This window comes from Arthrobacter sp. P4_F11 (genome assembly GCF_056401395.1).
Genome location: NZ_JBFUJK010000019.1, coordinates 1 through 14,651, shown reverse-complemented (window position 1 = coordinate 14,651; position 14,651 = coordinate 1). Strand labels below are relative to the sequence as shown.

Genomic DNA, 14,651 nt, shown 5'->3' with positions numbered 1-14,651 from the left:
ATGGGCCAGATTACGAAACGCTCCCACAAGCTCTCCGACGGCCGGGACATCATCTACTTCGATGATGCCGATACCGTCCTGCCCCCGTACCGGGGCAAGGATCTCCGCGCGCCGGCGGTCCGGCCGCCCACGGCCACCATGCGCCAGGACGTCCTGACCGGGGAGTGGATCTCGATCGCGGCCGCCCGGCAGAACCGGGTGGTCCTGCCGCCCTCGCACCTGGACCCGCTGGCCCCGGCGTCGAAGGATAATCCCTCGGAGATTCCGAGCCTCTACGACGTCGCCGTCTTCGAAAACAAGTCCCCCTCCTTCGGACCCGACCTGGCGGGGGCCGCCGCGCCGGAAGGCCTGGATGACCTCGCCCGGGTGGGGCTGGGGCGCAGCCGGCAGTCCGTGGGCCGGTGCGAAGTGGTGTGCTTCTCCCCGGAACACACCGGCTCCCTGGCGGGCCTGCCCCTGTCCCGGATGCGCACAGTGGTGGAAGCCTGGGCGGACCGGACGGCCGCGCTGTCCGCGCTGCCCGGCGTCGAACAGGTCTTTCCGTTCGAGAACCGCGGCGAAGCGATCGGCGTGACGCTGCACCACCCGCACGGACAGATCTACGCCTACCCGTACATCACGCCGCGCACGGCCCAGTTGGTCCGCACGATCGAAAGTTACGGCGGCTCGCTGTTCGAGGACATCCTCAGCTTCGAGCAGAAATCCGAGCGGGTGCTGCTCCAGGGCGAGCACTGGACGGCGTTTGTCCCGTTTGCCGCGCGCTGGCCGCTGGAAGTGCATATCCTCCCGCACCGGCATGTCCCGGACCTCGCCGCCACGACCGACGAGGAACGCGATGAGTTCTCCCTGCTGTACCGCCAGCTTCTGCGTGGCGTCGATGCCCTCTACGACAGCCCCACGCCGTACATTTCGGCGTGGCACCAGGCTCCCGTCCACGCCCACCGGGACGACATCCGGCTCATGCTGCAACTGACCTCGCCCCGCCGGGAGGAGGACAAGCTCAAGTACCTGGCAGGGTCGGAAGCCGCGATGGGGGCATTCATCGCGGACATCCCGCCGGAAACGGCCGCCGCCCGGCTCCGCGACGCCATGGAGGAAGCTTCGCCGCCACCGCGTACAGCAGGGATCGAGCCATTCCGCACAGAACTCCCGGCAACAGAACAGGAGGCAGCCCAGCCATGAACGAGGTCCTTGAACGGGAAGGTGGGTACTTTTCCAGTGAGTTTGGGGGCGCGCCGGACGGCTTGTGGTCGGCGCCCGGGCGGGTCAACCTGATCGGTGAGCACACGGATTACAACGAAGGCTTCGCGTTTCCGATCGCGATCGACAAGCGCACCACGGTGGCGGCCCGCGTCCGCGCAGACCGTCTGCTCCGGGTCACCAGCAGCTCTTTCCCCGGCGTCATAGAGGTAAGCCTCGACCGCCTGGACCCGGATAGCCTCACCGGCTGGGCCGCGTACCCCCTCGGCGTGGCGTGGGCGATGTCCCGGGCGGCATCCGGCGGCGCCGGTTCCGGCGTCGCGTCCGGTTCCGCAGCCGGTTCCGGCGTCCCGTCCGGTTCCGCAGCCGGTTCCGGCGTCCCGTCCCGGATGTCCGGCCTGGACCTGGCGCTGACCTCCGATGTCCCGGCCGGCGCCGGGCTGTCCTCCTCCGCCGCAGTCGAATGCGCGGTGGCCCTGGCCCTGAACGATCTCTGGGGCTTGGGGCTGGGCAGGCCCGAACTGGCACGGATCGGCCAGCTGGCCGAGAACCGGGTGGTCGGCGCGCCCACCGGCATCATGGACCAGTCGGCCTCGCTCCTGGGTGAGCCCGATCATGGCATCCTGCTCGACTGCCAGAACCTGTCGACCGAGGCGGTTGCCCTCGGCTTCGCCGGTGCCGGGGTGGGGCTGCTCGTGGTCGACACCCGCACCAGCCATTCCCATGCCGACGGCGGCTACGCCAGCCGCCGCCGTTCCTGTGAGGACGGTGCCCGCCGCCTGGGCGTCGGCAGCCTGCGGGCGCTGGGCCCGGCCGATCTTCCCCGCGCCGCGGCACAGCTCGACGGCCAGACCTACCGCCGGGTCCGCCACATCATCACGGAAAACCAGCGGGTGCTCGACACCGTGACGGCACTGCGGACCTCCGGCCCCGCCGCGATCGGGCCGTTCCTCAACGAATCGCACGAGTCCATGCGCGACGACTTCGAGATTTCCACCCCTGAGCTCGACCTCGCCGTGGCCAGCGCGCAGGGATTGGGCGCCATCGGCGCGCGCATGACCGGCGGCGGTTTCGGTGGCGCAGCCATTGCTCTGGTCCGCAACGACGGCGCCGCTACGGTGGCCGCGGGAGTTACCCGCGACTTCGCCCGGGCCGGACACGCCGCCCCGCACATCTTCACCGTCACCGCGTCCGAGGGCGCCCGCCGGGAACTCTAGCCCGGAAGGCCCCCAGGTCGTTATGCCCGCACGAGGCGGGCGGCGTCGGCCAGAAGTTCCACGGAACGGAGCCGGGGTTCGGTCCCGGTGCTCTGGTGCGCCACGATCAGTTCGTCGGCGTCGGCGTGCGCCGTGAACTCCTCGAGGTACGCAAGGACGGCCTCGGGGGTGCCCACCGCGGAGTACTTCATCATCTGCGCCATCTGCTGGCCCTGGGGCGAGTCCAGGATCATGTCCGCCTCGTCGTCGCTGAACACACGGCCATTGCCGAAGAACAAGGAGACCCTGGCCCGCTTGGTGGCCTGGAACATCGCCTGCGCCTCAGCGGCGGAATCGGCGGCAATGACATTGATTCCGGCGATCACGTGCGGCGCTTCGAGCTGCGCGGAGGGCCGGAATTCGCGGCGGTAGACCGCCACCGCATCCTGCAGTGCGTTGGGCGCGAAGTGCGAGGCGAACGCATAGGGCAGGCCCAGCTGGGCGGCCAGCCTGGCGCCGAACAGGGAGGAACCCAGGATGTACAGCGGCACGTTGGTGCCCTTGCCCGGGGTGGCCTCGACGCCCTGGATGCGGGTGGGGCCGCTCAGGTAGCCTTGGAGCTCCAGGACGTCTTGCGGGAAGCTGTCTGCCGACATCGGATCGCGGCGCAGGGCGCGCATGGTGTTCTGGTCGCTGCCCGGCGCCCGGCCCAGGCCGAGGTCGATCCGGCCCGGGTGCAGGGTCTCAAGCGTGCCGAACTGTTCCGCGATGGTCAACGGCGAGTGGTTGGGCAGCATCACGCCGCCGGCGCCGAGCCGGATGCTGGAGGTGTGGGCCGCGACGTGGGCGATCAACACACTCGTGGCGGACGAGGCGATCGCGGACATGTTGTGGTGCTCGGCGTACCAGATCCGCCGGTAACCCCGGTCCTCGGCGAGCTGCGCCATGGCCACGCTGCCGGCGAAGCTTTCCGCCGCCGTCTGGCCCGGGCCGATGGTAGCGAGATCAAGAATGGAAAGCGGAACAGTCACGGAAAAGCCGGCCTTTCGTAGCGGAGCAGTGTGCGGGCCGGAGTTTGGACTGCGGTCCTGGGTGGCACCGGGTTTCCGGCGCGGGCACACTGGGGTCAACGACGGCGGCCCCCGGGATATTTCTGCAGGCGGCTCAGGGGCACGAGTAGTTGTAGTCAAGGCCCCCGGAGATGTACTGCGTCATCGAGACGCGGCTGTTCGGGGTGAGTCCGGGGCGGGCGCAGTTCGCCTTGGCCCCGGCCGCCGATCCCGCTCCGGCGAGCCAGCTCGGCAGTCCTGCCAGCGGGCTGGTGAACTTCACGCTGCCGGCGATCTCCCCCCACTGGTAGGGGGTGGAGTAGAGGCCCACGCGGGCGCCGATCTTCTTGAAGTAGGCGGCCATGCCTTCCAGGACGGCGACGTTGGCGGCTTTGTCTTCCTGCCAGGTGTTTTCCGTTTCCACATCCAGCCACCAGAGGTAGGACTGCGGGTTGCTGACCCCGCGGCGCTTGGCGTCGTCGGACGCCTTGGCCCACCCATACATATAGGAGCAGGCTTTGAGCGACCCCAAGGCGCAGTTGCCGTAGGGGTTTGTGACCTTCACCCCGTTGTAGGTGTTCAACGTGGGCCACCAGGACCCCTGCCGGGCGGGGTTGGCCGTGTTGACGTACAGCGCCACCCCCGGCTGCGCCGTCGCTGCCGGGGACTTTGCGGTCTTGGCCCAGGCCAGCTGGCTTGCCAGGCACGGGTTCGTGTTGTTGGCCAGGCCATGGTTGACGCCGACGATCGCGAAGGCCGGCTGCTTTGGGAGGGCCTTCCCGCATTGCGGCCAGGAAACATCGATTCCGGGTCCCGAGGTACTGGCCGTAGCAGCCGAAGCGGGGCTTCCGCCCAGCAGGACAAGGCCGAGGGTCACGACAAAGGCCAGCACGATGCGCGGGAGCGAGTTGGGCATGCCACAGTCTAAGGCAAAATCGCAGAAACGCTAATCGGTGGCGTAATTCCGTCACGGCGCAGGCTTTGCCGCCGGACTGCCCGGAACGCACCCCTGCAGACGCCCCCGCATCGCCGGGCGGGGACGCCCCGTTAGGAAACCTTGGAATAGTCAGCAGGCTGAGGATGTTCTCTTCCCTATGAGCCATGACAAAGCACAGCACCCGGAAACATCCGCCACGATCGCCCTGAAGGACCTGGCAACCGTCCGCCGGCTGGGCTTTGGCGCCATGCGGATCGTCGGCGACGGCGTCTGGGGCGAGCCGGCAGACCGCGCCGCCGCGGTCGCCGTGGTACGCCGCGCCGTGGAGCTTGGCGTCGACTTCATTGACACTGCCGACTCGTACGGCCCCAACATCAGCGAGGAAATCATTGCCGAGGCCTTGCACCCCTACCGGGACGGCGTCAGGATCGCCACGAAGGTGGGGTTCACCCGCACCGGACCCAACGCCTGGGTTCCGGTCGGCCGGCCCGAATACCTGCGCCAGCAGACGGAACTGAGCCTGCGCAAGCTCAAGGTCGACTCCCTCGACCTCCTGCAGCTGCACCGGATCGACCCCAAGGTGGACCGCGAGGAGCAGTTCGCCGTGCTGCGCGATCTGCAAAAGGAAGGCAAGGTCAAGGCCCTCGGCCTCTCCCAGGTCAGCGTGGAGGAACTGGAGGAAGCCGGGAGGTACTTCACGGTCTCTACGGTGCAGAACCGCTACAACCTCACCGACCGCAGCTCCGAGGACGTCCTCGAGTACGCCGAGGAGAACGGCATCGGCTTCATTCCGTGGGCGCCGATGTCCGCTGGCGAGCTGGCCCGGCCGGGCGGACCGCTCGACGAGGCGGCGAAGCGGCTGGGCGCCACGACTTCCCAGGTGGCGCTGGCCTGGCTTCTGCGCCGGTCCCCCGTCATGATGCCGATCCCCGGCACCGGCTCCGTCAAGCACCTTGAAGAGAACCTGGCCGCCGCCGCCGTCGTCCTCGACGACGCCACCTATGCGGAACTCGAAGCGACCCGCTGAACCGCGCCGCCTACCATATTTCACCTTATCCACCGTCCGCCGGCCCTTGCCGGCAGAACAGGAGCAACACCATGGCTAAAAGTATTCTGATGGTTGTCTCGGCAGCAGATTCCCTGACAATGCGCGACGGCAGCGACCACCCCACCGGCTACTGGGCCGAGGAGCTCGTTGTCTCCCACCGGACCCTTCTCGACGCGGGCCACACCGTGCACATCGCCACTCCGGGCGGCAAGAAGCCGACGGTGGATGAGGTGAGCCTCGCGGCCGAGTCCGCCGGTGGGCAGGACCATGCGGATAGCTTCCGCCGCTACATCGATTCCCTCGACACCGAACTGTCCAACCCGCTGGTGCTGGCCGACGTCGACGCCTCCGCCTACGACGCCGTCGTGATGCCGGGCGGCCACGGGCCGATGGCCGACCTGTACCAGGACGCCGATCTTGGCCGTCTGCTGACGGCCGTCAACACGGCCGGCAAGATCATTGCCCCCTTCTGCCACGGCCCGGCCGGACTGTTGAGCGCCACGGACGACGACGGCGCGTTCAGCTTCGCCGGACGCCGCCTCACCGTCTTCACCAATGAGGAGGAGCTGGGTGGCGGCACGGGACCCAATACACCGTGGTTCGTGGAGGACGTCCTGAAGGAGAAGGGCGCGGTAGTGGAGAACGGCGCGGCTTGGACGTCTCATGTTGTGCGGGACGGAAACCTCATCACCGGGCAGAACCCGCAGTCCAGCGAGGACGTGGCCAAGGAGGTCCTCAAGGCCCTCGCCGAATAAGCCACCCTTAGCCGGGTCCGGGAACCCCGGACCCGGCTAAGCTAACCGCATGGCCATCAAATCCACTGCAGACAAAGTCGCCACGATCGTCCAGGGCTACACCCTGGACGGCCCGACGATCGAGCTCGGCGCGGCGATCGTCGACGGCGAACTCCACAAGGAAGCCTCCGTCCGGCTGCCGCTCGCGATGATGAACCGGCACGGCCTCGTGGCCGGGGCGACAGGCACGGGCAAGACCGTCACGCTGCACATGATGGCCGAACAGCTTTCCACCGCCGGTGTGCCCGTGTTCCTGGCCGACATCAAGGGCGACCTCTCGGGCCTGGCCACCGCCGGCACGGGCACCGAAAAACTCCTGGCCCGCACGGAGAGCATCGGCCAGGCCTGGTCCGGCAAGACTTTTCCGGTGGAGTTCCTGGCCCTAGGCGGTGACGGCAAGGGCATACCGGTCCGCGCCACCATCACCTCCTTCGGCCCCATCCTGCTCTCCCGCATCATGGACCTGAACGAAACCCAGGAATCCAGCCTGCAGCTGGTCTTCCATTTCGCGGACAAGAAAGACCTGGAGCTGATCGACCTCAAGGACCTCCGGGCCGTGATCCAATTCCTGACCTCGGCCGAGGGCAAGGACGAACTTGAGGAACTCGGCGGGCTCTCCAAGGCAACCGCCGGCGTGATCCTGCGCGAACTGATCACGCTCGAGGCGCAGGGTATGGAGAAGTTCTTCGGCGAACCCGAGTTCGACACCGCCGAACTGCTGCGTACCGCGCCGGACGGCCGCGGTGTGGTGAGCTGCCTGGAGCTTCCGACGCTGCAGACCAAGCCCATGCTCTTCTCGACGTTCCTCATGTGGCTGTTGGCCGACCTCTTCGAGGACCTGCCCGAGTCCGGGGACCTCGACAAGCCCAAGCTCGTGTTCTTCCTCGACGAGGCCCACTTGCTGTTCAACGGCGCCTCGAAAGCCTTCCTTGACGCGATCACCACCACCGTCCGGCTCATCAGGTCCAAAGGTGTCGGAATCTTCTTCGTGACGCAGACCCCCAAGGACGTCCCCGCCGACGTCCTCGGCCAACTGGCAAACCGCGTGCAGCACGCCCTCCGCGCCTATACCCCGGAGGACGCCAAGGCCCTCAGGGCCACCGTCTCCACCTTCCCGACCAGCGACTATGACCTCGAGGAGACCCTCACTACCGCCGGCATCGGCGAGGCCGTCATCACAGTCCTGAATGAGAAGGGCGCGCCGACCCCGGTGGCGCTGACCCGGCTCCGTGCCCCGGAGTCCGTGATGGGTCCCAGCACAGACGAGCTGATCTCCAGCACCGTCGCCGCCTCCGCCCTGCTGCCCAAGTACGGCACCGCCGTCGACAACATCTCGGCGTACGAGAAGATCGCCGCCGAAGGCGGTGACCGCACGGGCGCTGCCCCCACCGGGCCGGCGGCCGGGACCGCGCACCACGGCGGCGCCCGGGACGGCGGCAGCCAGGAATCCGCCCAGGGCGGCGGTTTGGACCCCCGCGCCATCGACGCCGAAGCCCGGCGGATCGAGGAGGAAATCCTTGGCCGCCCCAGCAGCCGCCCCGCGCCGGCGCCCCGGATGCCCGACGATGACAACGTGGCCGAGCGGCGTGCCCCCCGGCCGGCGCAGCCGCCGGCCGGCGGCGGCGGCGAACTCGCCGGGGCCCTGGGCGGTGGCCTCCAGAGCATGGCCCGCTCGCTGGGGACCCAGCTTGGCAGGGAACTGCTCCGCGGCGTCTTCGGCACTTCCTCCAAACGCCGCCGCCGCTAGGGATCACCGCGGCGACACCCAACCGAACGTTCCCGGCCCGCGGGTCGGGCGGCCTTCAGCCATGCTCCGCGTCACAGGTGCGGACTGTGACACCGGGATTCCTGTGGGGTACAGGTAACGTAAGAATGGTGCAGATGAGTCAGGCGTTGGTCAAAATCGCAGCAGTGTGGCTGCTGGGACTGATGCTTGCCGTCGCCGGCGCCATCGTGTCGATCAATCTGGTGAACGACTCCATTGCCGGGCCCCAGCAGCCAGTCCGTGAATATTTGAGTGCCCTGCAAAAGGGCGATGGCGAAAAGGCGCTGGGCCTGTTGCGCGCCTCCGTGCCACAAAGCAACCCGGCGATGCTCGACGGCACGGCCCTGCAAACCGCGGCGGCACGCATCTCCGACGTCAAGCTTGGCGCCGCGGAAGAGCGCGGTGCCAATCAGGTCATGGTGCCCATGGAGTACACCGTTGACGGCAACAAACTGCGGACCGAGTTCCTGTTGGAGCGCTCCGGCACCGAGTGGCTGTTCTTCCACAAATGGTCTTTCGTTCCCTCTGAGCTGCCCGTCCTGGACGTCACCGTGGTCAACTCCAGCGAGGCCACCCTCAACGGGGTGCCGGTGAACATGCCCAACGGCCGCAACTCCTTCGCTGTCTTCTACCCGGGCGAGTATGAGGCGACCCTGAACGGCCAGTACTTCTCCGCCCCGGCCACCCGCGCCACCGTGTCGGCCGCGGACGCGCCTCCGGCATCGCTGAACCTGCTGACCGAGGCCACGGGCGCCCTGAAGGAGGCCGTGAGCGGCAAGGTCAAGGAGTTCCTGGACTCCTGCGCGGACGAGGCCGACAAGCAGCAGAAGCTGCAGCCCAACTGCCCGTTCTACCACGCCACCAACAACCGCGTGATGGACGGAACCATCGACTGGAGCATCACGGACTACCCGAGCGTCAGCATCGAGCCGTTCGGCGGCCGCTGGGTGGTGGCTCCCCTCGACGGCAAGGCCCGGATCAAGGCCCGCCAACAGGATCTGTTCTCGGGCGCCGTGTCCGACATCGACTCCGTCCACGATTTCAGCTTCACGACCCGTCTGGACATCGACGGCGACACCGTCAAACTCACGCCGCAGCTGGACTACTAGTACCCTCCGGGACTCCGCGGCGGCGGGCCCGAAGAAAGCCAAAAGGCTGCTGTCCGTGATTCAGGGTCACGGACAGCAGCCTTAGGTCAGCCTTGGCGCAGCGGCTCAGTCCATTCCGCGCAGGTCCAGGACCAGCTCGGTGTCTCCGTCGGCCTGCAGGAGCACGGGGATTCCCCAGTCCTGCTGGTAGAGGTGGCAGGCCGCATGGTCCGGGATCTCGCCGTCGGCGTCTTCGGACCCGTCACAGGCCGCCGCGCGGGCGGTGATGTGCAGGACGCCCTCGGGGACGTCGGAGGAAAGCTCCAGGGTGCGCAGGAGCCCCACGGACGTCCCCCCGCCGGAGACCAGCAGTTCGGGGGGTGTGGACGAGATCTTCAACTGGGTGGGATCGCCCCAGCGGTCGTCCAGCTTCTGACCGGTGGGCGCCGTGAAGCGGACCGCCAGTTCGAGCGGCCCAGGCGCCACAGGGCTCTTGGGACGGTGGGTCTGCGCCGCACCCTCGTCCACCTGCTGGGCTTCCTTCGGGATGGGCACGTACACGAGCTGGTGCTTGTTGGCCTCGACCACCACCAGCAACGGCTCGGATCCGGCGACCTGGGTGTGGTCCACAATCACGTCCGAGGGCTCGGACAGTCCGCGGGCCAGTGTGGAGACCGTGCCCGTTGCGGGGTCGTAGCGGCGGACTGCGCCGTTGTACGTGTCCGCGATGGCCACCGAACCGTCAGGGAGCACCGTGACGCCGAGCGGGTGCTGCAGCCGCGCCTCCGCGGCGGGTCCATCGCGGAAGCCGAAGTCGAACAGGCCCTTGCCCACCGCCGATTCGACGGTGGTGGTGCCCGCGTCATCAATCACGAGTTTGCGCAGGGCGGAGGTCTCGGAGTCAGCCACCCAGATGTTGCCGTCCGCGTCTTCGGCAAGGCCGGAGGACTGGGCGAACCAGGCTTCAGCGGCCGGGCCGTCCAGGAGCCCTTCGAGGCCGTTGCCGGCGATGATCTTTACGGCGCCGGAAGTCGGGTCGAAGCTGAAGATCTGGTGCACTCCCGCCATCGCGACCACCACGGCGTTGAGCTTGGCGGACCAGACGACGTCCCACGGCGAGCTCAGGGACACCGCGAGCGGGTCCGCCTCGAGCCGGGTTCCGTAGGCGGCGCCTTCCTCGTCCACGCGGGCCGGGCCGGTTTCCAGCAGCCGCTGTACGCCGTTGCCGGCCAGCGTCCGGACGGTGCCGTCCGCGAGGGACAGCCCGCGGAGCCGGTGATTCACGGAGTCGGCAATGACGACGTCGTAACCGGCGGCCGCGGCGACATCCTCGGGCAGCAGCACCAGGCCCTGCGGTTCGTTGAACCGGGCGGTGGCGGCGTTGCCGTCGGCGTGGCCCTTTTCGCCCGAGCCGTAAGTGGCCAGCACGGTCTGAAAGTCGGTAGAGAGTTCCACGAGCCGGTGATGGCCGGTGTCGGTCACCAGCCACGAGCCGTCGCCGGCGCCTCCGACCCCGCGGCCGGCGGGCAGGAACAGGGCCTTGCCCGGGAAGCGCAGCGTTCCCGACGTCGGTTCCGGCGCCACGTAGGGGCCGTCGCCCCGGTGCAGGGTGCCCCGGGCCTCGTGTTCGGCGATCAGCTCGGGGATCAGGACGGCGAGGCCGTCCGCGTGGCCCTCGCCGGAGAGGTGCGCGACGATGTAGCCCTCGGGATCGATGACCACCAGGGTCGGCCAGGCCCGGGCCGTATAGGCCTTCCAGGTGTCCAGCTCGGGGTCGTCGAGGACAGGGTGGCGGATCTCGTAGCGTTCGACGGCGGCCGCCAGCGCCACGGGATCGGCCTCGTGCTCGAACTTGGGCGAATGCACGCCAACCGTCACGAGGACATCCGAGTACTGCTGCTCGAGCGAGCGGAGTTCGTCCAGGACGTGCAGGCAGTTGATGCAGCAGAACGTCCAGAAGTCCAGCAGCACGATCTTGCCGCGCAGGGATTCAAGGTCCAGGGACTTGCCACCGGTGTTCAGCCAGTTGCGGCCCACCAGTTCGGAGGCCCGGACCCGGAGGTGGGTGCGTACGGTTTCGGTCATGAGCGTCCTTCCAGCTTTGAATTGCGTTCGGCAAGCCTGGCGTCGCGCTCGGCCAGCTTGGCAAACATATCGTTGTAAGCGGTGAGATCGGCGTCGTTATTCCTGTCCGCCGCCCGGTCGGTGCGTTTGGACTCGCGCGCGTCGGAGCGGGACCACATCACGGCGACACCGATCGCTACCAGCAGGGTCGGCACTTCGCCGATCCCCCACGCCACGGCACCGCCCATCTGTTGGTCCAGCAGGGCCGGGGGGCCCCAGGTCCGCCCGAGGTTGCCGAAGTAGTCGGCGGCCAGCAGCCCGGTGCCGCCCATGATGGCGACGCCGAAGAACGCGTGGAAGCCCATAGTGGCCAACAGGAGCAGCAGCCGCATGGGGTACGGTGCGCGGCGCGGCAACGGATCGGTGCCGATCATGGTGAGCACGAAGATGTAGCCGGTGAGGGCGAAGTGCAGGTTCATGAGTTCGTGGCCCACGTGGTCCCGCATCGCGTAGCCGAACGCGTCCGAGTAGTAGAAAAGCACGATCGAGCCGGCGAAGTTGGCGGCCGCGAACAGCGGGTGGGTCACCAGTTGCGAGAACTTGGAGTGGATGAAGATCATCAGCCACTCGCGCGGGCCGCGGGAGCTGTCGCGCCGGGGGGTGAGCGCCCGCAGTGCCAGCGTCACGGGGGCGCCCAGGACCAGGAAGATCGGGGCCACCATGGTCAGGGCCATGTGGTCCACCATGTGCGCCGAAAACAGTACCCTGCCATAGACCGACGGCGGCCCCGAGGTCACGTAGGTGAGGACCACGAGTCCGAGCACCCAGTTGACCGCCCGGAACCAGGGCCACGAGTCGCCCCGCTTCATCACTTTTCGCACGCCGAGGAGGTAGGACACCAGGCCAAACACGGCGACGGCGATCCAGAGCCAGTCGAGCCGCCACTCCGTGAGCCATCTTTCCGGGGTCAGTTCCGGCGGCAGCTCGTAGCCCGAGAGGATGAAGGCCGGCGAAGCGTCGGGTGCGAAAGTGGTGGGCTGCGGCGGGGCGGAACGCCCCAGCGCGACGGCGATCCCGGACGTCGCCCCCATGATGATCAACTCCACAATCACCAACTGCCACAACACCCGGCGCGCGGACCTGCCCATGGCGCGGTTGCCGAGCTGCGGGATGACCCAGCGGCGGTGCATGAGCCCGATGCCGCCCAGCACCAGGACCGCTGCCGTCTTGGCCAGGATCAGTTGCCCGTAGGCCGAGCCGAAGAGGTCTGCCCAAGTGGTGAGGCGGATGCTGGCGTTGATCACGCCGGAGGCGAAGACCAGGGCGAAGGCAAAGCCGGCCAGGGATGAGAACCGGCGCAGGGTCGGCTCGGTGATGTCTGCTGTCCCCGAGGCTGCCCCGGAGGTGCGGCCGCCGGCGCCTGTGCCTTCCAGGACGCCGGAGAGGACTGCGAGCATGATGATGCCGCCTACCCAGGCCGATACGCCGACCAGGTGCAGGCCGAGCGAGTTGATGGCGCCCTCGTGGTCGCTGGAGCTGGAGGAGTGTCCGATCAGGGCAGCGGGAACCAGCCCGATCAGCGAAAGGACCAGCGTCAGTGCCAGGCCGCCGCGGGAGCGCACTCCGAACAGGGCGGTGGTAACGACGGCGGCGATGATGACGACAGCCAGCCACGCGCGTCCGGTTTCGATGTCCGTCATGAAGTACACGAGGGAGCGGGTGAATTCCGGGTCCCCGGAGATGCCCTGCCCCGCGATGTCCGCGTAGCCCAGGACCAGTACGGTGATCGCGGACAGCGTCCAGACGGCGCCGGCGGCCGCTGCCACGGCCAGCGCCCGGGTGAAGGCCGGATGTTCCGGGGCGTCCTGCTCCTTGGACCGGGAGCTGTTCCTGTTTCGCGGCAGGATGCCGACGGCGAAGATAAGGCCGCCGATCACGGTGGCGACAGCGACGTTGTGGATCGCTTTGCTCACCGGAAGCCCCCAGCGCACCAGCGCACCTGGATCTGAGACCTCGCGGGCGGCTGCTGCGCCGGAGAAGATCAGTGCCGCTACCAGGCCAAGAAACAACGCGCCAAGGCCTGCGATCAGCCAAGGCCGGGCAATCCCGGGGGGACCGGAGCCAGGGCCGCGTGCGTCCCCGGGGGGAACGGGCGCTGCGGTTGTGGGCGTGGGATTTACTGCGGAAGGCACACCTCCATTGTCCGCTACGCCGCCTTGCTCAGCGAATCGGCCCCGGCGGCTGGGCCTCCGGGGATCCGTCCAGCCGGCGCGGCCTTCAAAGGGCTGCGGATTGGTCGGGAAGGCAGCCCGGCCGGCCTAAGACCGGTCAGGGACCGGTTAGGGACCGGCCGGCGGCTGGCCGGGGACTGGCCGATGACGCAAAAGGAGCGGCAACCCGAGGGTTGCCGCTCCTTTCAAGCCTGCGAAGAAGACTACTTCTTCTTGGCGACTGCAGCCTTCAGCTTGGAGCCGGCGGTCAGCTTGACGCTGTGGCCAGCGGCAATCTGGATGGTCTCGCCGGTCTGCGGGTTGCGGCCGGTGCGAGCTGCACGGTCGGTGCGCTCTACGGCGAGCCAGCCCGGGATGGTGATCTTCTCGCCCGCGGCGACAGAGGTCTCGAAGACCTCGAACAGTGCGTCGAGCACGGAGTTGACTGCTGCCTGGCTGGTGCCGGCCTTGCCTGCTACCTCTGCAACAAGTTCACTACGGTTCTTAGCCATTTATGTCCTCCTGGACGGTCACGATTTTTGGAGCCTGCACACGGCATGCGTACAAACCACTGTTCGAAAACTTACCAGCTTGGCGCCTCAGAGGTGGCAAATTCCGCGTGTTTTCGGCCTTTTTTGGGGAAAATCACTGGAATCGGGCGCCGATCGCCGTCAAATTGCGCCGAGAGCGGAAGCCCCCTCGTCGGCGCCGTTTCACCCAGATCCGCCGCCGTCCCCGCCGGCGGACTTTCCGCCGCCAGGAAGCCAGCCCGGGCGCTGCCCGCTGGGCACCGGTCCCATGGTCCTGGCGGGCCGTGAGGGGGGCCTTAGCGGGGGCGACGCCGGCACCCGTCTTGGATGCCCTGCCGGCTGCCCGGGGGACGTGGGGCGCTCGTGGCGGGCCCTGGGACCTGTGTTCTGGCAGGCCGTGACCCGGGTTCGGCTGGGCACGCTGGCCCTGGTCTTGTCCGGTCCGGGTTCCGCTCCGGGTCGGGGACCCCGGCCCGGCTCGGTTCGGAGAGGCCGGTTAAATGCGGGAGGACCCCCACCGTGTGGTGGGGGTCCTCGACCGTTAATGGTGTTCCGGCGGTGACCTACTCTCCCACACCCTCCCGGGTGCAGTACCATCGGCGCTGTGGGTCTTAGCTTCCGGGTTCGGGATGGGACCGGGCGTTTCCCCCACGCTATGACCGCCGTAACCCTTGCTCCGCCACGCACCCGCGGGGCGGGGGTGGGGAAATCTGTGGTTACAACATCTGTGGTGTTGTTATTTTGTTGTGGTTTTGTTCCTCAAGCAACGG

At 68.1% G+C, this 14,651-nt stretch carries 11 protein-coding genes and 1 rRNA gene; 6 read left to right on the top strand and 6 right to left on the bottom strand.

Annotated elements, in window-relative coordinates; all coding sequences use genetic code 11:
* Both galT and galK read left to right on the top strand, forming a co-directional pair.
* Window positions 1–1,182 (top strand): galactose-1-phosphate uridylyltransferase, encoded by a 1,182-nt coding sequence (gene galT / locus AC1DRO_RS18370; RefSeq protein WP_476951930.1) that lies wholly within the window; start codon window positions 1–3, stop codon window positions 1,180–1,182.
* Complete coding sequence (galK, locus tag AC1DRO_RS18365) at window positions 1,179–2,417, top strand: galactokinase (protein WP_476951929.1); 1,239 nt, start codon at window positions 1,179–1,181, stop codon at window positions 2,415–2,417. The genes galT and galK overlap by 4 nt, the downstream gene beginning before the upstream one ends.
* A 20-nt stretch (window positions 2,418–2,437) precedes the next feature.
* Here galK and AC1DRO_RS18360 read toward each other — a convergent pair whose 3' ends face one another.
* Both AC1DRO_RS18360 and AC1DRO_RS18355 read right to left on the bottom strand, forming a co-directional pair.
* Complete coding sequence (locus AC1DRO_RS18360; RefSeq protein WP_476951928.1) at window positions 2,438–3,427, bottom strand: LLM class flavin-dependent oxidoreductase; 990 nt, start codon at window positions 3,425–3,427, stop codon at window positions 2,438–2,440.
* A gap of 133 nt (window positions 3,428–3,560) precedes the next feature.
* On the bottom strand, window positions 3,561–4,361 hold the full coding sequence (locus AC1DRO_RS18355) for a glycoside hydrolase family 25 domain-containing protein (RefSeq protein ID WP_476951927.1): 801 nt from the start codon (window positions 4,359–4,361) through the stop codon (window positions 3,561–3,563).
* Window positions 4,362–4,539: 178 nt separating this feature from the next.
* Between AC1DRO_RS18355 and AC1DRO_RS18350 the strand changes: the two genes are divergently transcribed.
* From AC1DRO_RS18350 to AC1DRO_RS18335, 4 genes are all read left to right on the top strand, one after another.
* Entirely contained in the window at window positions 4,540–5,409 is an 870-nt protein-coding gene (locus AC1DRO_RS18350; RefSeq protein ID WP_476951926.1) for an aldo/keto reductase, read from the top strand.
* A gap of 71 nt (window positions 5,410–5,480) precedes the next feature.
* Window positions 5,481–6,185 carry a type 1 glutamine amidotransferase domain-containing protein gene (locus AC1DRO_RS18345; protein WP_476951925.1) on the top strand — a complete coding sequence of 235 codons (705 nt, stop codon included), beginning with the start codon at window positions 5,481–5,483 and terminating at the stop codon, window positions 6,183–6,185.
* Between the two features lie 49 nt (window positions 6,186–6,234).
* On the top strand, window positions 6,235–7,971 hold the full coding sequence (locus AC1DRO_RS18340; protein ID WP_476951924.1) for a helicase HerA-like domain-containing protein: 1,737 nt from the start codon (window positions 6,235–6,237) through the stop codon (window positions 7,969–7,971).
* A gap of 134 nt (window positions 7,972–8,105) precedes the next feature.
* On the top strand, window positions 8,106–9,098 hold the full coding sequence (locus AC1DRO_RS18335; RefSeq protein ID WP_476951923.1) for a hypothetical protein: 993 nt from the start codon (window positions 8,106–8,108) through the stop codon (window positions 9,096–9,098).
* A 105-nt stretch (window positions 9,099–9,203) separates the two neighbouring features.
* Here the strand turns inward: AC1DRO_RS18335 and AC1DRO_RS18330 are convergent, their stop codons facing one another.
* The 4 genes from AC1DRO_RS18330 to rrf form a co-directional block, all read right to left on the bottom strand.
* Entirely contained in the window at window positions 9,204–11,162 is a 1,959-nt protein-coding gene (locus AC1DRO_RS18330) for an NHL domain-containing thioredoxin family protein (RefSeq protein WP_476951922.1), read from the bottom strand.
* Window positions 11,159–13,333: a bifunctional copper resistance protein CopD/cytochrome c oxidase assembly protein gene (locus AC1DRO_RS18325; protein WP_476951921.1), complete on the bottom strand. Its 2,175-nt coding sequence runs from the start codon at window positions 13,331–13,333 to the stop codon at window positions 11,159–11,161. Before AC1DRO_RS18325 ends, AC1DRO_RS18330 begins: the two co-directional genes overlap by 4 nt.
* A gap of 242 nt (window positions 13,334–13,575) precedes the next feature.
* A complete protein-coding gene (locus tag AC1DRO_RS18320; protein WP_011776355.1) occupies window positions 13,576–13,863 on the bottom strand; it encodes an HU family DNA-binding protein in 288 nt (95 codons plus the stop codon).
* A 568-nt stretch (window positions 13,864–14,431) separates the two neighbouring features.
* Window positions 14,432–14,548: ribosomal RNA gene (rrf, locus tag AC1DRO_RS18315) — 5S ribosomal RNA — on the bottom strand.
* Window positions 14,549–14,651: the final 103 nt, after the last annotated feature.